The organism is Cyclobacterium sp. 10D3-21, from assembly GCF_055809755.1.
In genome coordinates this window covers 4564735-4584601 of the sequence record NZ_CM147924.1, presented here as the reverse complement: position 1 = coordinate 4584601, position 19867 = coordinate 4564735, and the positions used below count along the sequence as shown (strand labels likewise).

Genomic DNA, 19867 nt, shown 5'->3' with positions numbered 1-19867 from the left:
AATGAATATAGATATAAGTGTTTGTATGATAACATACAATCATTCAAAATATGTTAAGAAAGCTATTCATGGAGTGCTTCTCCAAAAAACAAATCTAAATATAGAATTTATAATTTCTGATGACTGTTCTACAGATAATACTGTTGAAATAATCAAGGAAGAATTAAAATTTGTTCCAAATGGATTTGTGATAAACTTTATAGAAAGACGTGAGAATGTAGGAGTCAATGAAAATTTTATCAATGCACTTAATGTTTGTAGAGGGGATTACATTGCAATTTGTGAAGGGGATGATTATTGGTGCGATGAAAATAAATTACTTATTCAATATAATTTTCTTTCAAAAAATAATCATTTTATAATGAGCTTTCATGATGGTTTTATTGTTAATGATTTAGTTGTGACTGATAAAATGATTTTGAACCAATCCACAAAAAGAGATATAAATTATCATGATTTAGCAACAATTTGTTTTACTTTACCAACATTATCTGTTTTTTTTAAAAATATAATAACTAATAAACTTCCCAAAGAAATGTATTTTGTCACAAATTGTGATAATTTTTTATTTTTATATTTAACAAATAATGGTGATGCTCATTATCACAAAGAAATTAATGAAGTATATCACGTGTATCATGAAGGAGGAATATGGAGTATGAAATCTAAATTGGATAGGTCTATTAAGAGTTATAATACTTATAGGCTAGCTTATCAATGTTTCAAGGACAGAAGATTGTTGATTCCGATGTATAATTTTTCAACCTCAATTATTATTTATTCTTTTAAGGAGAAGAAATATTTAATATCAGTTAAATATTATTTTAAAATAATATTAATAATATTTTTTTATCCTAAGGTAATTGTTTTATTTTTATCTAAACAATTAAATTTTTTATTAAAAAAATTTAATATTAAATATTAATAATGTTAGTTTCTATAATAATGCCTGTTTTTAACAGGAGTGAAATTATATTACATTCGATTAAAAGTGTTGTTTCTCAAAATTATCCGTTTTGGGAGTTAATAATTGTTGACGATGGCTCTACAGATAATACTGTTGCTGTTTTAAAGGAAGTATCTAAATCTGATAAAAGAATTTCGTATTATATAAGACCAAAAGAAATGCCTAAAGGTGCCAATTCTTGTAGGAATTATGGATTAGAAATGGCAAATGGAGAATTGATTAAATGGTTAGATTCTGACGATCTATTATTAGACTTCTGCCTTGAATCTCAAGTTAATGTTTTTGTTGAAAATCCTGAAATTTTGCTTTGTCTAGGTTATAGTAAATATTTCAATCATTTAGATGGTTTACTTTGTGAAGATTGGTCAAGACAAAATTTTTCACACAATTACTTTTCTGATCACTTAATAAATAAAATTCGGTGGAATGTTGGTGGACTAATGTGGAAGAAGTCATTGTTTAAATATCCTCCCTATAATAATTTCCTAAAAAATTCCCAAGAATGGTTGATGCACAGTGAATTTCTATATATTCTCGATGAAAAACATATTTATAATTATAGAACTATAGTCTGTTTAGTTAGAAGAGGGAATAGCAGGATGAGTAATTCTAGAACTACTTCTTATTATTTCCACCAATTTAAAGCTAGATTTATCTTGTTGAAAAGATTTTTAGATTTCAGTTTATATGATAATTTTCAGTTGTTAAAACAATGCATTGTTTATCTTTATTATGTTATCACATCACGTAAAAATTAAAATAGTTTGGGATTTAAATATCATATTCTTAATGATGAGAAATTTACCGATTGGGTAATTAATACTTTTAATAAGTTAGATGATAAATCTAATAAGTTTTTATTAATATCAGAGATCCCTTCTTCTAAATATTTTAAAGATGACAGTGTTAAATTTATGTCAAAAAATTATTTTTTAAATCATTTTATTCCTAATAATGAAGATGTAGTCATTTTTTATTTCTTGCATATACATAATATTTCCTTTTTACTAAGACGAAAAAACTTAAAATGTAAAAAAATTTGGATAGGATATGGTGCCGATTATTATTATTACTTATTAAACTCGAGTTCTTTTCAGTCTCTATATTTAAAAAATACACAAAATCTATTTTATTCATTTAATGGGCATTACTTGTTTAAACGAATAGCTTTAGCTATTTTTCAAAAAATATTTCTATATGGAAAAGTATTGCCTGCACTTAAAACTTTGACTCATTTCGCACCAATTATACCAAATGAGTTTTCAATTATTAAGGACAAGTATCCCTCTTTAAATTTTAATTATTTAGATTTTACATTTGGTGATGTAAGTTACCTTAATCAAAACAATAAGTTTCATAAGGGTGAAAATATTCTCTTGGGCAATAGTGCCACTTTTTCTTGTAATCATATTGATATTTTGGAGTCCCTTAATCATTTGGAAATTACAAATAAAATTGTAATTCCTCTTAGTTATGGTCATGCTAAATATAGGGACTTCTTAATTGATTATATTCCTAAAAATTATTCTAGTTTGAATTTTGAAATTCTGGGGAAGTTCCTGCCTTTAAACGATTACAATCAAATACTTAATCAATGTGGTTTTGCCATAATGCCTCATTTGCGGCAACAAGGAATGGGTAATATTTATTCATTATTGTATTCAGGAACCAAATTATTTCTATTTAAAAAAAATCCTGTGTATGAATTTTTAAAAGGTATAGGTGTGTGTTTTTACGCTATTGAGGATTTAATGTCAAATGCTCAACTTTTAACGTCACCTTTAGCACAGTATGAAAAGGAGCAAAATAGAAAGATTATTATTAACCATTATTCAAAAGAAAAGTCCTTTGAAAGGATTCAAAAGATTGTTAACATTTGAAAATTTGTAGAATAGTTAGTCAATTGGATTTTGGAGGTGTTGAACAAAGACTGAAATTAACCACTGGCTTTTTCATTGACAAAACCGATCATGAATTAATCATTCTTGTTTTAGGGAATGGTGGAAGGGTTTGCCGAGAAATTGAAATTATGGGTATTTCGGTAAAAGTATTAAATGAAAAGGTTAAAATTCCAAATGTCAAATTAATATATAAGATTTTAAAATTTTTGCGGTTTCATAATCCCGATGTCATTCATACTTCAGGTGCTGAGGCCAATTTTCATGGCTTATTGGCTGGCTTTATTGTTCAAACCCCTGTCAGAATAGGGGAGGAAATTGGTTTCCCCAATCATGGTTTAATTTTCCGTAAACTTTTTAAGTTTATTTATCTCACTTCTCACCAAGTAATTGCTATTTCCAAAGCTGTTGGCAAACGATTAATTGAATTAAGCGAGGTGAGTAAAATGAAAATAACCGTAATTTACAATCCTGTTGCTATTTTAAATAGAGAAAAGGCCTTAGAAAATGATGATTTTGTTGATAATGTTAATTTAAAATTAGAATGTAACAAAATATTTGTTACTACCTGTCGGCTAGTTCCAATTAAAAATCTTCAACTTTTAATTCAAGTTTTTCATAAATTCTTAAATGTTCAAGGCAACGAAAATTCTGTTCTTTGGATTATTGGAGAAGGACCTGAAAGAGATGAATTAGTAAAATTAACTGAACGGTATCAAATTTCTGATAAGGTTGTGTTTTTCGGATTTATAAAAAATGTCATCCCTTTTTTAATGAAATCCCATGTTTTTATTTTACCCTCTTTGTCTGAAGGATTTTCAATTTCTTTGGTTGAGGCCATGCTTTGTGGTTTACCCGTTATTTCCACCCAAGTAGGAGGACCTTCAGAAATCATTACTTCTGAAAAAAATGGATTTTTGTTTGATCCAAAAAATGGTTCTCAATTACTTTCTTTAATGGAGATGGTTTGTCATATGACCCATGAAGATAAGGAAAGATTAATAAAATATGCAATTGAAAGAGGTGCTGATTTTACAGTTTCAAAATATGGAAATAGTTTATTGAAACTTTATTTTAAATTACGTTCTTAACCAGTTAAGCAAAAGAGATTTTGAATAGGATAAAAATTTTACATTGCGTTGAAACTATTTCTTCTGGAGGAGTTGAACAAACTCTATTGACCGTAATTCGAGGTTTAGACAAATCAAATTATGAACATAAAATTATATGTACAAGGAAAGGTGGTGCAGTTGCTGAAGATTTAGAAAAGGAAGGTGTAGAGTTAATTTCAATTGGTTCCTTTAAACATCCTTTTGAATGGAAGAAGCATCAAAAAGTATTAAGAGTTATTCGAACATTTAAACCTCATATTATACATGGAGCTGTATTTGAAGGGATGACAATGGCTTCAATTGGTGGTTTTTTGGGAAATGTTCCAGTAACGATTCTTGAAGAAACCTCTGACCCACAAAATAGAAGATTTAAAGCAAACTTTCTATTAAAGCTTTTTTCCATACGGGCAGATGCTTTTCAGGCAATTTCAAATGATGTTGGGAATTATTTACAAATGAAAACTGGTGTAAAATCTAAATATATCAAAGTCATTCAAAATGGTGTGTCAATTCCTCAAATTACATCCATGGAAGAAAGGAATCAATTAAAAACACAGTTATTTATTAAAGATTCGGATTTTATTGTTGGTTTCGTAGGTAGATTGTTTAATAACCATAAGCGATTTACAGATTTGCTGAAAGCAATTAAGCTTGTTAATTTACCAAATTTGAAATTATTGTTAATAGGGGATGGTATAGATAAGCAATTGCTTTTAAACGATATAGAATTGCTAAGGATCTCAGCAAACGTTATTCATGTTGGGTACCAATCAAATCCGCATCCTTACTATGACATAATGAATGTATTTTGTGTGCCCTCCTCAAGAGAGGGGTTTGGATTGGTAGCGGCTGAGGCCATGATGCACCGTTTACCCGTCATTGCAAGTAAAGTTGGAGGTTTAAAAGATGTGATTTTGGATGAAGAGACCGGTTTTTTAGTGCCTCCTTTTTCTCCACAAGAGATTGCATATAAAATCCAAATTTTAATAGAAAAACCTGAACTTAGAAAAGAGATGGGAGAAAAAGGAATTATTAGGGCCATGGAAAAATATTCTGCAGTTCGCTATGTCAAAGAAGTGGAAGGTTTATATTTAGCTTTATTAAAAGCCAAAGGGATCTGCATTTAATTTGTTATTATTATATGAACCTTTATCAATCGCAAATTAACATTAAAATTTTCCGAGGGTGTTAGATGTAATCGTCATACTCTTCCTTGCCATTGTCTTGGTAAATTCCAATGCCTCAATGTCCAAGCGGTTTGGTTTACCCTATAAATATGAACTACATTTACATTATTTGTTAGCCTATCATATTTGTTTTAGTGGTGTTTTTAATTGGTACATTATTAACAATGGTGGAGATTCAATAGGATATTGGAAATTTGCGATGGAGCAAGTTGTAATAATAGGAGAGAAAAACTGGTTTCTATACTTCGGAGAAGGTACCACATTTATACTTTGGCTTTGTTATATTCCAAGTAAGTTAATGGGGCTTTCATATTTGACAGGAAATATTCTATTTGGTTTTTTAGGTTTTATTGGAATTAGGTACGTTTTTTTAATGGTTTTTAAATATTTTCCAACCAATTATGAGATTTTAGGAATATCACTCTTTCCAACTGTTTTTTATATTTTAAATTTGCATTTTTGGACTTCCGGGGTTGGCAAAGATGCCATCGCTTTTTGGGCTATTGCCTGGTTTTTATTTTCCATTCAGCAATACAAAGAGAAATGGTGGCAAGCTTCCATTGCCTTTTTTTTCGTTTACATGTGTAGACCCCATATGGGGCAGGCACTTATTGGTGGGGCAGCAATTGCTATTATTTTAGGTACTGATATTAATAGAGCGTATAAGTTTGGTTTGGCCTCACTTGCACTTATTGGGTCAATTTATATGAGTACCTATACTTTGGAGGCACTAAAAATGGAAGATTTTGATTTGGCAACCATAGAAGCATTTTCTGCAAGTAAATCTGGGAATTTAAATACAATTCATGTTGGGTCTGGAGTAGATATTTCTTCGTATTCCTGGCCTATGAAATTGTTTACTTATCTTTTTAGACCTTTATTCATTGATGCACATAATATTGTTAGTTTCATTAGCTCCTTTGAAAACTTGCTTTACTTGTGGTTGAGTCTCTTTATTTATAAAAACTGGTCTGTTGAAGCATTGAGAGACATGCCCTTATTTTTGAAAGCAGCCATGGTCACTTTTATTCCAGTGACTTTTGCCTTTATGAATGCACTAAGCAACTTAGGAATTGCCATGCGCATGAAAAACATGTTGATGATCTATTTTGTGCTTTTTTGTTTTTATTTAATTGTTCACAAAAAACACACGCTTCATCTAAGAAGTATGGATAGGAAGAAGTTCTTTCAACGAAGACAAGCAATTATTGATGCAAAAAAGCAAGAGGCAACCTGAACTTAAAATTGATCAGTTAATGTTAAGCAACTTTTGAAAACAAAAAAACTTCTTTTTCTTCCTAAATATCCCAGAAAAGGGGCAAGTAGTCGTCTGAGAACATTTCAGTTTTTGCCGCTGTGGGAAAGGGAAGGGTATTCCGTATCAGTTAGTCCATTTTTCACTGAGGAGTATCTCTGCAAAATATATAGTCATCAATCTCCAGGATATTTTCATGTTTTGAAATGCTATTTCAGAAGATTTTTTATTCTTTTTTCAGTCTGGAAATATGACTTGATTATTATTGAAAAAGAAATCTTCCCCTATTTGCCTTCAATTGCTGAATGGATACTTTCCAAAATGAAAGGGTATTGGCTAGATTTCGACGATGCCGTTTTTCATAATTATGACCAAAAGAGCAATCGTTTGGTAAGTCTATTGATGCCTAGGAAAATTGATCATGCCATGAAAATGGCTGATATGGTAATTGCAGGCAACAGCTACCTAAAAGCCAGGGCTGAATTGGCAGGGGCACGTAAGATAGAGATTTTACCTACTGTGATTGACCCTAAAAAATACAAAGCAAAGGTTTCAGGGGATTGCAAAATTATCACTATTGGTTGGATAGGGTCTCCAAGTACCTTGAAATACCTGGAATCAATGGAACCTATATTAAACTGGCTCCACGAGCATTATCCCATTAGGGTTTTGTTGGTAAACGGAACAAACAAAATTAAATTTAAAGGTGATATTGAATCAATAATATGGACAGAAGAAGGTGAAGTGGATGCGATACTGAAAATGGATATTGGGATCATGCCTTTACCAGACAATCCTTGGGAAAAAGGCAAGTGTGCTTACAAATTAATTCAATATATGGCCTGTGGTTTACCGGTTGTGGCCTCACCGATTGGAATGAACAAGGATGTAGTAATTCACGGAGAAAATGGATATCTGGCCGGTTCAAACGAAGAATGGATAATCGCTTTGGGAAAACTAATTCAGAACGTCCAATTAAGGATGGATTTTGGAGTAGCTGGAAGAAAGAAAATGTTAAAGGAGTTTACCGTGGAAGGCAATTTTAAAAGGTATAAAAATTTGGTTGAACGCGAATTAAATAAATAAATTCATAAAAAATGTCTGATAGCCATTTTTTATGAATTCCACACCTATGAAAGTACTCTTTATTTCTTGGGATTCTGACCAAACCAATTACCTTGAAAATCTTTTTTTTCCTATTTTTAAAGGATTACAAGAGAGGATGGCTTGTCAATATTATGTTCTTCAATTTTCCTGGGCTGATGCTGTCGAAATTGAAAGGATTTCAAAACTGGCATTGCAATTGAACATTACTTATGAACACCATCCTGTATGGCGTAAACCACATCCTGTCATAGGTAGTTTTTTAACGACACTAAAAGGAGAAAAAGCTATAAAAAAGCTGGTGCATAAATATGGAATTACCCACCTAATGCCTCGATCTACCATGCCAGCCATGATGGTTAACTCAATTTTGGGATGGCTTAAAAAAAGAGGTGTTAAAACTATCTTTGATGCTGATGGATTTCCCTTGCAAGAAAGAATAGATTATGCAGGTTTAAATCAAAATAGCTTGCAGTATAGATGGTTCAAACATATAGAAAATAAGCTATTACAGCATGCTAGCGTTGTTTTAGTACGTTCCGTTTTGGCGAAAAATATCCACTTGGAAAATATTGGGATTCATCACAAAAATAAAATCTTTAAAGTAAGCAATGGACGCAACAAAGCCTTCTTCAAACCCGATTTGGCATTAAGGGAGAGGATCAGGAAGGAACTTTCAATATCTCCATCAACTGTTCTTTGGTTGTATTCAGGAAGTTTAGGGCCTCAGTACCTTTTAGACGAAATGTTGCATTTGTTTGAGACCTATCACAATCAGAACACAGACAGCAAATTTCTTTTTCTTGTTAGGGATAAATCAGGTGTAAGGTCCGCTATTCCGGCTCATTTGAAGGCGGAGATTATCATTAAATCTGTAGATTACAATTTACTTCCAGCCTATTATGCAGCAGCAGACTTTGGCCTTAGCTTGAGGAAGCGTGCACCAAGCCTTGCTGGAATAGCGCCCATTAAAGTAAGTGAGTATTTACTTTCTGGCTTACCAATATTGCTATCTGCTGGAATAGGTGATCTGGAAGAATCAATTGGTAGGGAAAGCTTTTGCTTTATGCACCATGAATATGAAGAAGAAAGGTTTTATAATTGGTTGAACGCAGCGAAAAACATTTCCAGGGAAGAAATTCGGTCAAAAGCCATCCCTTTATTTGATTTAGAAAATAGTCTAAAGGAATATGAGTTGGCTTTTAAGGCTTCTAACGCATAAGTTGATTGGTAGGAGACATAGCTTTTATTGGATTTTTATTAATAGCTTCTTTTTTAATTAATAAAAAATGGGCTAAATATCGAGGCTATTCATCCTTACAAACCAAATGGTTAATTGCTTTATGGATTTATCACCTGGCGATCTGCCTTGTTTTTTACCGATACCTTTTATTTTATGGGGGAGATAGTTATAGGTATTGGAACATTCTTCAAAACTATGGAGATTCATTAGAACCCTGGTGGAATTACTTTGGGACTGGGACTTACTTTATGTATTGGATCAATTATCCCTTTTCTCAAATAGCAGGGTTGGGATATTTATCAGGAACTTTTCTTTACGCATCGCTATCCTATATTGGGTTTTTATTGGCCTTCGATTTATTGAATGCATCTTTTACTCAATCCTCAAAAAAACATTTTCCGCATACCGCGGTGTTCATCTTATTTTTGCCAAATGTACATTTTTGGACAGCTGGAGTTGGAAAAGAGTCATTGTTATGGTTGGGCTTAATAGTGGTGTTGGTGGGGGTTTATCAATTTCCTAAAAAGATTATTTTAATAGCCATTGGTTTATTGTTAACCCTTATGGTGAGGCCTATTCAGGGTTTGGTTTTAAGTGTTTCAGTATTGATGATACTTCCTTTCCATAAAACATTAATTCCTTACCGTAAAAAATTGATTCCTATTTCGATATTCTTAATTGTTTCAATTTTTGCCTATCGCTATGTATTGGGAAGTTTAATTTATGGTTTTAACTTAAAATGGATAGGTGATATATTGGATTGGCAGACCCAATACCTCGCATCCTTTGGTGGAGCCAGTACGATAAACATGAGCGATTATAGTTGGTTTGAAAAGTTCAATACAATCATTTTTAGGCCTTTTATCTGGGAGGGTAAAGATTTTTGGACTTTTGCTGCAGCCATGGAGAATACCATAACCCTTGCGTTTTTTATTCTTGGATTATGGAGTCTTTTTCAGTTAAGGTTCCAAATTAAAATACCATTGTATCTTTGGACAGTTCTGGTTTATGGGATACTGTTATCTTTCCTATTTAGTCTTACCTTAAATAATTTGGGTATCATTATGAGAATGAAAAGTATTTACCTACCATTTTTTAGTATTATTTCACTTCATTTATATTCTGAAGTAGCCAAGAAAAAGGTAAAGAAATGAATCGTCCAACTTTAGTTATCTCATTAGATTTTGAACTTCATTGGGGTCGTTTTGATAAAGTTTCTCTTCAGAATTGGGAAACCTACTATCAAACCACAAGAGCGGTTATTCCTAAATTGTTGTCCTTATTTAGGCAATATGAAGTTGAGGTTACTTGGGCCACTGTAGGAATGCTAATGGCTGAGAGCCCAGAAGAATGGTTGCATTTTTGTCCCACATCAAGGCCGAAATATAAGGACCCGGGCCTATCCGCTTACAATTGGTTTAAAGGAGCTGCTAAAAACAAAAATTGTCTATTCGCACCAGAACTGGTTCAACGTATTATTGAAACGCCTGGTCAGGAATTAGGCAGTCATACTTTCTCACATTATTATACGATGGAAAAAGGACATCTCGATCATGTATTCCGAGAGGATTTGCTGGCTTCAAAAAGGATTGCTCAGGAGAAGTTTGGAGTAGACCTTAATTCCCTTGTTTTTCCTAGAAACCAGTACAACTCAAGTGCCATTCAGGTAGCAAGAGATTTGGGATTTACCGCAGTAAGGACAAATCCTGTAGATTGGTTTTGGAAAGCTCCTGAGAAAAGAGATTTATTGAAGAAAATTTGGAGGACTTCAGATTCAGTGCTGTCATTGGGTAAAAGAACATCTTATCAACTCGATAAAGAGAAGGTCTCCAATCCCGTTTTACTTCCTGCATCACGTTTTCTGAGGCCTTTTAATCCAAAGTTAGGTAGAATCAATAAATTAAAAATTGACCGTATTATTAACGAAATCACTACTGCTGCCAAAAACAATGAAATTTACCATATTTGGTGGCATCCTCACAATCATGGTCACTATCCCGACCAAAGCTTAAATGAAGTTAAACAAATTCTGGAACATTTTTCTGCTTGTAGAGACCAATATGGAATGCAAGCCCGATCCATGAAAGGCATTGCTAAAAGCTTAATTCCCTCCCAATAATACCTCTAATTGTTAATTCTTTTAAAGGATAATTGAGTTTTTTGTTAATAAACTATAGTTTAACCCGGATTCGAAGACATAGAAAAGTATTAAGGGTTGAAGCTAACCTGATAGATTTTGGCAGTATTGTCTCAAAACAGACAATGCTGTCAAAATCCACTCTTAAATTTTTTTTTCTAATCCATGGGGTAAAACCCCATAGCCGTCAGGCTAAGTGTATAAACGTTTGATTTTGAGATAGTTTATCTTTTTTCTTTTCAAGAATAAATTCCATGGGGGCTATTTTCAACACCCTAATAAGGATTTTTTCCATCTGAACGGGATCTTTCAGTGCCATTCTGAGTCTTTGAGCAATCCGGGTTGCATATTTGTAAAACTTCCAGACACTGCAGAGTATTCTTTCCCTTTTGTAGATCTCATTTCCCATCCATTTAAAGATCCTCCAGTTTAGGAGCAGCCAGATCAGTTTGCTATACAATTGACACTCAAAACGTTCTATTTTCATTTCCTTGATCTGGTCTATTTTCGCCTGAGATTTCCAGACCTTGAAGAGGAGTTCCAGCTGCCATCTTAGTGTATAAACTTCCCGTACTTTTTCTGTATCCAGGTCCTTTTTGTCCACATTGGTGATGAAGAAATTGAGCCTACTCTTTGCCCTGTACTCTTGGGACACCTTGTACTTGTAGTGCTTACCCTTTTCTGTTGCCTTTCTTATCCTCTTTTCATAGGTTGCATTATCGACAGGCATGATGACAAGCCGGCAGGGAAGTTTGGCTTTTTTACCCACCAACACGTTCAGTTCCATGTGTGATAAATTGCGTTTTTTCATTATCGCATATAAATTCTTGAAATCCATTTGTTCGCACCCGTCTTCGGCGGTATATACTACAGTCTTGGCGGGAAGTCTGTTGAGGAAAAAGGCCCCTCCCTCGGCAATTTTTTCTAGGTAAGGGAGGCTACAATAGCCAAGATCCCTGATGAAAAGGTCGTTCTCGCGGATGTCATCAGTAAAATCTCTGGAATCCGACAGGTCGTTTTTAAGCCCGTCGGTCAGCCTGAGATCCATTGTTTCTCCGCTGAGCATGTCATATTCGTACTGGACGCTGATCAGGGACTCGCAATTGTCGGACTTGCCCCCGTTGCCACCGCCCCCGTGTCCCTTGTATTTATGGGTAAAGGCTTTTGGAAGAGGAAACTTCGTTGAATCTTTTATCCTCACCCTGTTGAAACGGGAAAGCAACCCCCCAAAATCTTTACAAGTATTAAATTCGGCGGAAAGTAGCCGGTCTAGTATCCGGCGGAAGAAAAGTACGGCTCGGTCATTGAACCTGTCATCAATTGCCTGTTTTGTGATCCCCAGCTCGTATTCCTCCATAAGATCCGAACACACATCCATGAGGCTGAAAGATTTTCCTAAATGATGGGAAAACATCAGGCTCTCGAAAAACAGGTGGGGCTTAAGTTTGGATTTTCTTTTGGAAAAACCTGTTTCCTTGGCAAGACAGTCAATAATATCCGGGTTGAAAGATAAATTAAATTTTTCCGCTAAAACTCTAAATTTTACTGGTAATTTTCTTTGATTTTTGGTCTTTTAGATGGAAATTATATGTATATTTAACTAGGAAAAACAGGGGGGTCAGTGGGGATTGCATTTTTCTGAATTAATAAAAAAAATACCAATTGATATGAAAAAAAGGAACAAAGATCCCAAGGGGGATCTACGTTTTTATTTAATTAACTCATTGTCAATGATTTAACCCGTTAACTTGACGGCTATGGGGGTAAAACCCTTGGCTATTGATTTTATCCTTGTTTCTAGAAGGAGTTAGATGAAATTATGTGATAGGGTTTACTTACTTCATCATGTAATAGAATGGCTATTGCCTATTCCGGTTTTAAATATTAGCATCTATTTATAAAATAGGCAGTAGCAAATCTACTTTGATTCGGCTTTCCATTCAAATCGCTGGATTTTCAAGTGATTAAGCCTCCCAATACGAAATCCTATTATTATTATCCGTATGAAATTAAGCATATAATTTGTAGGCTTGCCTAATATGTATTTATTTTGGTCTTCCTTAAACAGACAACATTATGAACCTATCAGAATTCAAGGCGAGTATACAGAAAGGACAAATGCCGGAGGGTTTAACGGTATACTTGCGTTCGTTATGGCTGGATCAAAATGGCGACTGGAATAAGGCCCACGCATTGATAGATCAAATGGAAGACGCCGATGCTGCATTTTTACATGCTTACCTTCACAGGAAAGAAGGGGACTTGGGAAATGCCTCCTATTGGTACAATAGGGCTGGGAAAACAAGACCGAATATTGGCCTAGATGAAGAATGGGAGCAAATTGTTTTGTATTTTTTAGATAAAAAGACCAAATAAAGAACATTATTTTTTGGACAGGTAAACTTTTGTTTGTCTTTTTTTTGTTATTCGCATAATAATAGAATTCAAATTAGAATTAGATAATGAAAATAGCATTGATTGCCCACGACGGGAAAAAAGCAGATATGGTTCACTTTATAGGTGGATCAAAAAAAGAGCTGGAAGGAATTACGCTTGTAGCCACTGGTACTACAGGTTCACATATAGAGAAAGCAGGCTTCGTAGTTGAAAAATTGCTGTCCGGGCCTTTAGGAGGAGATGCTCAAATTGGTGCAATGGTAGCACAGAAAGAGTTGGATATGGTGATTTTCTTTAGAGATCCTTTGGGGAAACATCCCCATGAACCTGATGTGCAAATGCTAATGAGAATATGTGATGTTCACAATGTTCCCCTGGCCACCAACCTCGCTGGTGCTGAGCTAATGATAAAAAATTTCGATAGATAAGTGACGAATTCTTAGAGTAGTAACATGCAAGACCAAACTATCAACATAAAAAAAATTGGAGTACTTACCTCAGGTGGGGATGCTCCGGGGATGAATGCTGCCATTCGTGCCGTGGTACGTGCAGGATTTTATTATAATTTAGAAGTATTTGGGATATACCGAGGCTATGAAGGTATGATCAATAACGATATCAGAAAGCTGGACAGTAGATCCATTGCTCATGTGCTGGAAAGGGGAGGTACCTTTTTGAAATCCGCGAGAAGCGCAGAATTCAGAACTCCTGAAGGAAGAAAAAAAGCCTACGAAAATCTAAAAAGCCATGGTATTGATGCCTTGGTAGTAATAGGGGGAGATGGTTCCCTTACGGGAGCACATTTGTTTTACAAGGAATTTGGTATTCCTGCTGTCGGACTCCCAGGGACTATAGACAATGACTTATTCGGCACTGATTTAACAATAGGTTTTGATACGGCATGTAACACAGCGATCCAAGCCATTGATAAGATAAGGGACACGGCTACCTCTCATGACCGTTTGTTCTTTGTAGAAGTGATGGGCAGAGATGCAGGATTTATTGCTATAAATGCCGGTATAGGTAGTGCAGCAGCCGCTATTTTGATTCCCGAAAAGAAATTCCCTGTTGAGAAATTAATTGACAGATTAAAATTTAGGGAAAAGGCAAAAAAAGAGAGTAACATCGTCATAGTCGCTGAAGGAGGGAAAAGTGGGGGCGCACAAGAAATTTCAGAGAAGGTAAAAAAAATCTTGCCTTCTTATGATATAAAAGTGACTATTTTAGGACATCTTCAACGAGGTGGAGCACCTTCCTCTTTTGACAGAATTTTGTCCAGTAAATTAGGCGTATCTGCAGTTGAAGGGCTTCTTAAGGGTAAGTATGATGTGATGGTAGGTATCATAAATAATGAAATTGTCTTTACGCCCATAAAAAGAGCGATAATAGATGATAAAAAAGTAGATGAAGAGGACTTACGGATTGCAGGTATACTATCCACCTGATTTACAATTCGCTAATAGTAGTGAGAATATTTTAATCTCTTATTACTGCCCTATTTTATTTTGTTTTATAGCCACTTTCAGGTTAGGGAAACAGCAGAGGTTTTAAGATTTTGCCGTCGTTTCCTAGGTGGAATAAATATTTTGAAGTCAAATTATTATAGACCTACTTTTATTACATGTATTATTAAGTAAAAACAGCCACTGAATTTCAGTGGCTGTTTTGGTTATAAAAAATTTTCATTTGCTATCAATTTTAGTCATATTGTAAGTTAATATGTAATTATATTTAAACAATACCCAAAACAAACCTATCAAATATGAAGAAAAGTACCCAGCACCTACAGCAACGTTATCATGATGAGAAAAGCGCTAAAACTAGCACTCCGGAACGATTCCAGCCATTGTTTGAAGAACCTAAAAATGAGAGACGGTCATTCTTTAAAAAAGCTGCATTAGGAGGGTTAAGTTTAGGAGGAATGATGGCTTTACCGATGGAGGATACCTTGGCACACACCACCTCCAAGGTGAATCGTTTATCTAATCCCTCCGATTTAAGGATTACTGATATGCGCATCGCACAATATGGCAATGTACCTTTACTTAAAATCTATACCAATCAGGGAATTCATGGCTTGGGAGATGTAAGGGATGGTGCTGATAAGCGATATGCCTTGATGTTAAAGAGTAGGATTTTGGGAGAAAACCCCTGTAATATTGAAAAAATCTTCAGAAGTATTGAACAGTTTGGTTGGCATGGCAGGCAAGGGGGCGGTGTTTCAGGTGTAGAAATGGCCCTTTGGGATCTTGCAGGCAAAGCTTACGGCGTTCCCTTGTATCAGTTATTGGGAGGTAAATTCAGAGACAAGGTGAGGATTTATGTGGATACCCCTACTGTACAGGATCCAGATGAGTTTGCCAATAAAATGAAGGGCAGGGTTGACATGGGATACACCATGTTAAAAATGGACATTGGAATAGGCTTGATTAAGGATCAAAAAGATACTTTGACGAATAAGTCACCATGGGGCCCAATGAGAGGTTGGTCGGACAAAGATGTGATGAGTTATACCCAAACTCCCCATCAGTTTACCCATGTTCAAATCACGCCCAAAGGTTTGGAGAAAATGGTGGAATATGCCGCGAAGGCCAGAGAAAAGGTAGGCTTTGAAATACCTTTGGCAATCGACCACTTTGGCCATATGGGATACAATGAGATGATCAAATTGGCCAAGGCGTTTGAACCTTATAATATAGCTTGGTTGGAAGATTTGATACCATGGCAAAATACCGAACAATGGAAACGAATCACTGAATCCATATCAACCCCTACACTTACAGGTGAAGATGCCTACCATAAGAAAAACTTTAAGGACCTTATAGAGAACAGAGCAGTAGATTTGGTACACCCAGATCCGGGAAGTGCCGGAGGTTACCTTCAAACCAAAAAAATTGGCGATTATGCTGAAGAATTCCAAATAGGAATGGCACTTCACCATGCCGCTTCACCCATTACATTTATGGGGACGGTACATGCAGCAGCGGCCACCTATAATTTTATCGGGCTTGAGCACCATTCAGTGGACAACCCTTGGTGGGAAGATTTGGTTACAGGAGTGGATAAACCATTTGTGAAAGATGGATACGTGACGGTACCTGAGTCTCCAGGTATAGGTTTGGAACTCAATGAGGATGAAGTTAAAAAAAGGTTGAGAGAAGGAGAGAAGTTTTTTGCCCCTACAGACGATTGGAATGAAATCAGATCATGGGACAGAACCTGGAGTTAAGCCAATAATTTTCAACCCGGTATATTTTACCGGGTTGAATTTATAAGGTTTGCCTTTTTAATCTCAAATAAGTTTTGTTAATCTTGTAAGAAGAAATGGCCTTGTGGATTTAATCGTTAGCCGCCTACTTCATTGGATTTATCTCCCAATAGCTGGCCTTGGAGGTTTGAAGGCTCTATTGTACAGGAAAGTACTTGTTTTTAAAAAGTTAATTTTAATTAATGGATAATATAGTATGAGATCAAAACAAATTCTTTCGATACTTCTACAACTTGCTGTTGCGGGGCTTGTAATCATTTTCACGGCCTATTTACTACCAGGTATAATGGTCGATGATTTCTTTACAGGTATTCTAATTGCGGCTCTTTTAGCCTTGTTGAATATAACTGTAAAACCAATTTTGATATTTTTCACAATTCCGATAACAATAATGACTTTAGGTTTGTTTTTATTGGTCATCAATGCCTTAATGGTAATGCTTGCGGCTGATATAGTAAATGGATTTTCCGTAGGAAACTTCTGGTGGGCACTTCTATTTAGTTTAGTGCTTTCGTTGGTGAACTCTATCTTAGGGATTTCATTAGGAAGCCGCTTAGGTAGTTGATTTTCAATTATTAATGGCAAATTGGAATCAATTTAAAAGCTGTTTGTATTTGCAAAAGCGAAAAATGTTTCCCATTTTAAAGGTTAATACGAATAACTTGTAATGAACCAAGAGTTTATTCATGGTATGTTAGTAGCTATTAAGTTCAATGAACAATTTTTTTAAGTGAAAACATTTTTTTAAAATGGAAAAGATTGTAAATTATTGAGTAGATACTATGAAGCAGTATTTAATTTTTATTTTATAGTAACAAAAATGCAGCAAAACCGATACTATTAACCCACCTTACAAAAGATGAAATACCCAAACGATGGTTTTTTACCTGAAAATATTGAAAAGTTAAAGCAAGAACTTATTTCTACCAATAAAAGCTTTAAAATTATTCCTAGTGAGGACAATACTGATGAGTATGTCAATTTTTATTTCATAGGAAAATATGAAGGAAAGGAAGTGATTTACGACGCCGTACTTTATACCTTAAGGCTTCATTATCAAAGTGAACTCTATGAATTGGCAGAACATGAGGTGGCTAAAAAATTTCCAAATTATAAAGGAATTAAATATGAGGAGGATGAGAATGGAAACCTTACTCCCTTGAAAACCGAAGAAGAAGAAATAGGTTGGTTCATTACAGAAATGATAATGGATATGGAAGAAGAGGGGACGGTAAGGGTCCAGGAATTTTTAGGCTTGGATACCCATCATGATTTTGGAATAGGTTTAGATGCAGCACTCAACATTGAGTCAATTGATGAAGCGGAACTCGAAAAGTTTATTGAATCATTCAATGACGACACCCTTAAATTAGATGAAACTTTTTACACCTTCGAATCAGAAGAGGAAGAAGAAGAAGATTAAGCGTTGCCAAAAGGGATTTTACCTATAGAAAATTAGATCTGTTTATGCTGAGAGTAGCCTGGTCTACCAAATATGCGCACCAATTACCAAAGGGGCATAGATTTCCTATGGAAAAATATGAGCTCCTCCCAGAGCAATTGGTATATGAAGGTACTTTATCGAATAATAATTTCTTTGAGCCAATTCTATTAGGGGAGTCATTAATTACTTCAGTACACGATCCAGCATATTTCCAAAAATTAAAGCAACTTACATTAAGTAAAGCAGAAATCAGAAAAACAGGCTTCCCATTAAGCAAAGACTTGGTAGAAAGGGAGGTTCTCATTATGAATGGCTCAGTGATGGCCGCATTAAATGCTTATGATGATGGTGTTGGGATGAATATTGCTGGCGGTACGCACCATGCTTTCAAAGATAGGGGGAAGGATTTTGCTTGCTTAATGACATTGCCATTACTGCAAAATACCTATTGGTCCAAAAAAGGGCAAAGAAAATATTGGTTGTAGATCTGGACGTTCACCAAGGCAATGGAACGGCTTCTTTATTTGTAAATGACCCACAAGTTTTCACCTTTAGCATGCATGGTAAACACAATTACCCCATGCATAAAGAACGCTCTGACCTGGACGTTGAGTTGGAAGATAAAATGGATGATAAAACCTATCTTAATTTATTGGATAGTCATTTTAAAAGACTGCTGGATGAGGTTACGCCAGATTTTATAATTTATCAATCTGGCGTAGATGTTTTGGCTACTGATAAACTTGGAAGGCTGGCATTATCCATCGAGGGTTGCAAAGAAAGGGACAGGTTGGTGTTGTCTGTTGCAAAATCCAATAAAATACCCGTAATGTGTTGCATGGGAGGTGGCTATTCCCATAAGATAAGTGACATAATAGAAGCACATGCCAATACTTTTCGATTGGCGCAGGAGCTTTTTTTTTAGGACTAGAATTGGTTGATTTTGAAACAATACCTATGAAAGGGAGGTGATTTGAACAAGGATTTCAGGATTTAAATTACCTTGTATATAGAAATTCAGCTAATTTGTATTTATTACTGTCCTTAGAATTTGTAAAAGATTTAGAATTCTTATATTTGCCTCATTCAATTTAAAATTCATATCAAGTGAGAAAAAATACGACATTATTCAGTGCAATTGCGTTTTTAGGGCTTCTTATCGGAGCTTGTAACCCTTCTGCCACCAACGAAACAGTTTCGGGAGAAGAAAGTAAGACAGATATCGCCGATATTAAAATAGCCTATATCGTTACAGATAGCGTAATCAACAACTTTGAATATTTTAAAGAAAGGTCTGCTGAAATTGCCGAAAAAGGCAATAAATACCAAAGTGAATTGACCAACAGAGCCAAAGGTTTTGAGCAGGAAGTTGCTAGTTTTCAGAGCACAGGTGGCAATATGACCAGAAATCAAGCGCAAGCAAAGCAGGAAGAGTTGATGAAAAAAGAAGAAAATCTAATGACTTACAGACAGAATATAATGGCTGAATTGTCTGCGGATGAAACTGCTTTATACAATGAGGTATACGATAAGATCCAGGTTTACTTGAATGATTATGCTACAGAAAATGATCTGGAAATGATCCTATCCTACACAAGAGGTGGTGGTGTTTGGTATGCAAAGAAAAACTTTGATGTTACCGATGACGTTATATCAGGTATCAATGAAGATTACAAAAATAAAGAAAACAGTAGCTCGGAAGAAAAAGTAGAAGAGCCTGCAACAGAAAAATAAGGGTATTTACACTGATATATTTTAAAGAGCCCGGGTTTCCGGGCTTTTTTATTTAAATTTTGTCCCATTAGCATAGAAGCGTACTTTGCTATTCAATGCTGTGATGTTTATATTCGAAATT

The 19867-nt window shown here is 34.8% G+C and carries 18 protein-coding genes and 1 pseudogene; 18 read left to right on the top strand and 1 reads right to left on the bottom strand.

Features of this window, described 5'->3' with window-relative positions:
* Position 1 precedes the first annotated feature (1 nt).
* Genes AC0L7T_RS17760 through AC0L7T_RS17715 form a run of 10 tightly spaced genes read left to right on the top strand, consistent with a single transcriptional unit; the run spans position 2 to position 10885 of the window.
* The gene (locus AC0L7T_RS17760; RefSeq protein WP_473337111.1) at positions 2 to 925 is read left to right on the top strand and encodes a glycosyltransferase; all 924 of its coding nucleotides are present in this window, start codon (positions 2 to 4) and stop codon (positions 923 to 925) included.
* A gap of 2 nt (positions 926 to 927) precedes the next feature.
* Positions 928 to 1725, top strand: coding sequence for a glycosyltransferase family 2 protein (locus AC0L7T_RS17755; protein WP_473337110.1), 798 nt, complete (start codon positions 928 to 930; stop codon positions 1723 to 1725).
* 6 nt (positions 1726 to 1731) lie between these two features.
* Positions 1732 to 2847 (top strand): TDP-N-acetylfucosamine:lipid II N-acetylfucosaminyltransferase family protein, encoded by a 1116-nt coding sequence (locus AC0L7T_RS17750; RefSeq protein WP_473337107.1) that lies wholly within the window; start codon positions 1732 to 1734, stop codon positions 2845 to 2847.
* Positions 2844 to 3956 (top strand): glycosyltransferase, encoded by a 1113-nt coding sequence (locus AC0L7T_RS17745; protein WP_473337105.1) that lies wholly within the window; start codon positions 2844 to 2846, stop codon positions 3954 to 3956. Before AC0L7T_RS17750 ends, AC0L7T_RS17745 begins: the two co-directional genes overlap by 4 nt.
* A gap of 20 nt (positions 3957 to 3976) precedes the next feature.
* The gene (locus tag AC0L7T_RS17740; protein ID WP_473337103.1) at positions 3977 to 5104 is read left to right on the top strand and encodes a glycosyltransferase; all 1128 of its coding nucleotides are present in this window, start codon (positions 3977 to 3979) and stop codon (positions 5102 to 5104) included.
* 58 nt (positions 5105 to 5162) lie between these two features.
* Positions 5163 to 6401, top strand: a complete 1239-nt coding sequence (locus AC0L7T_RS17735; RefSeq protein WP_473337101.1) for a hypothetical protein — start codon at positions 5163 to 5165, stop codon at positions 6399 to 6401.
* Positions 6402 to 6434: 33 nt separating this feature from the next.
* The gene (locus AC0L7T_RS17730; RefSeq protein ID WP_473337099.1) at positions 6435 to 7505 is read left to right on the top strand and encodes a glycosyltransferase family 4 protein; all 1071 of its coding nucleotides are present in this window, start codon (positions 6435 to 6437) and stop codon (positions 7503 to 7505) included.
* Positions 7506 to 7536: 31 nt separating this feature from the next.
* On the top strand, positions 7537 to 8745 hold the full coding sequence (locus AC0L7T_RS17725) for a glycosyltransferase (RefSeq protein ID WP_473337096.1): 1209 nt from the start codon (positions 7537 to 7539) through the stop codon (positions 8743 to 8745).
* A 5-nt stretch (positions 8746 to 8750) separates the two neighbouring features.
* The gene (locus tag AC0L7T_RS17720; RefSeq protein ID WP_473337095.1) at positions 8751 to 9920 is read left to right on the top strand and encodes a hypothetical protein; all 1170 of its coding nucleotides are present in this window, start codon (positions 8751 to 8753) and stop codon (positions 9918 to 9920) included.
* A complete protein-coding gene (locus AC0L7T_RS17715; RefSeq protein WP_473337093.1) occupies positions 9917 to 10885 on the top strand; it encodes a polysaccharide deacetylase family protein in 969 nt (322 codons plus the stop codon). Before AC0L7T_RS17720 ends, AC0L7T_RS17715 begins: the two co-directional genes overlap by 4 nt.
* A 205-nt stretch (positions 10886 to 11090) precedes the next feature.
* Here AC0L7T_RS17715 and AC0L7T_RS17710 read toward each other — a convergent pair whose 3' ends face one another.
* A complete protein-coding gene (locus AC0L7T_RS17710) occupies positions 11091 to 12395 on the bottom strand; it encodes an IS4 family transposase (protein ID WP_473343380.1) in 1305 nt (434 codons plus the stop codon).
* A 584-nt stretch (positions 12396 to 12979) separates the two neighbouring features.
* On the opposite strand from AC0L7T_RS17710, the gene AC0L7T_RS17705 reads away from it, so the two are divergent.
* The 8 genes and pseudogenes from AC0L7T_RS17705 (at position 12980) to AC0L7T_RS17670 (ending at position 19746) form a co-directional block, all read left to right on the top strand.
* Complete coding sequence (locus tag AC0L7T_RS17705) at positions 12980 to 13279, top strand: hypothetical protein (RefSeq protein WP_473337092.1); 300 nt, start codon at positions 12980 to 12982, stop codon at positions 13277 to 13279.
* An 86-nt stretch (positions 13280 to 13365) separates the two neighbouring features.
* Positions 13366 to 13728, top strand: coding sequence for a methylglyoxal synthase (locus AC0L7T_RS17700; protein WP_473337090.1), 363 nt, complete (start codon positions 13366 to 13368; stop codon positions 13726 to 13728).
* Positions 13729 to 13752: 24 nt separating this feature from the next.
* Complete coding sequence (gene pfkA, locus AC0L7T_RS17695; RefSeq protein WP_473337088.1) at positions 13753 to 14745, top strand: 6-phosphofructokinase; 993 nt, start codon at positions 13753 to 13755, stop codon at positions 14743 to 14745.
* Positions 14746 to 15062: 317 nt separating this feature from the next.
* Positions 15063 to 16529 carry a mandelate racemase/muconate lactonizing enzyme family protein gene (locus tag AC0L7T_RS17690; protein ID WP_473337086.1) on the top strand — a complete coding sequence of 489 codons (1467 nt, stop codon included), beginning with the start codon at positions 15063 to 15065 and terminating at the stop codon, positions 16527 to 16529.
* Between the two features lie 235 nt (positions 16530 to 16764).
* Positions 16765 to 17133, top strand: a complete 369-nt coding sequence (locus AC0L7T_RS17685; protein ID WP_473337083.1) for a phage holin family protein — start codon at positions 16765 to 16767, stop codon at positions 17131 to 17133.
* 294 nt (positions 17134 to 17427) lie between these two features.
* Positions 17428 to 17991, top strand: a complete 564-nt coding sequence (locus AC0L7T_RS17680) for a hypothetical protein (protein WP_473337081.1) — start codon at positions 17428 to 17430, stop codon at positions 17989 to 17991.
* Between the two features lie 44 nt (positions 17992 to 18035).
* Positions 18036 to 18937: pseudogene (locus tag AC0L7T_RS17675) on the top strand (histone deacetylase family protein).
* A 182-nt stretch (positions 18938 to 19119) separates the two neighbouring features.
* Positions 19120 to 19746 carry an OmpH/Skp family outer membrane protein gene (locus AC0L7T_RS17670; RefSeq protein WP_473337077.1) on the top strand — a complete coding sequence of 209 codons (627 nt, stop codon included), beginning with the start codon at positions 19120 to 19122 and terminating at the stop codon, positions 19744 to 19746.
* Positions 19747 to 19867 lie beyond the last annotated feature (121 nt).

Excerpts from the sequence above, each read along its gene's own strand:
- AC0L7T_RS17760 (WP_473337111.1), top strand. The coding sequence starts at position 2 with ATGAATATAGATATAAGTGTTTGTATGATAACATACAATCATTCAAAA.
- AC0L7T_RS17755 (WP_473337110.1), top strand. The coding sequence starts at position 928 with ATGTTAGTTTCTATAATAATGCCTGTTTTTAACAGGAGTGAAATTATA.
- AC0L7T_RS17725 (WP_473337096.1), top strand. The coding sequence starts at position 7,537 with ATGAATTCCACACCTATGAAAGTACTCTTTATTTCTTGGGATTCTGAC.
- AC0L7T_RS17715 (WP_473337093.1), top strand. The coding sequence starts at position 9,917 with ATGAATCGTCCAACTTTAGTTATCTCATTAGATTTTGAACTTCATTGG.
- AC0L7T_RS17705 (WP_473337092.1), top strand. The coding sequence starts at position 12,980 with ATGAACCTATCAGAATTCAAGGCGAGTATACAGAAAGGACAAATGCCG.
- AC0L7T_RS17700 (WP_473337090.1), top strand. The coding sequence starts at position 13,366 with ATGAAAATAGCATTGATTGCCCACGACGGGAAAAAAGCAGATATGGTT.
- pfkA (WP_473337088.1), top strand. The coding sequence starts at position 13,753 with ATGCAAGACCAAACTATCAACATAAAAAAAATTGGAGTACTTACCTCA.
- AC0L7T_RS17690 (WP_473337086.1), top strand. The coding sequence starts at position 15,063 with ATGAAGAAAAGTACCCAGCACCTACAGCAACGTTATCATGATGAGAAA.
- AC0L7T_RS17685 (WP_473337083.1), top strand. The coding sequence starts at position 16,765 with ATGAGATCAAAACAAATTCTTTCGATACTTCTACAACTTGCTGTTGCG.
- AC0L7T_RS17680 (WP_473337081.1), top strand. The coding sequence starts at position 17,428 with ATGAAATACCCAAACGATGGTTTTTTACCTGAAAATATTGAAAAGTTA.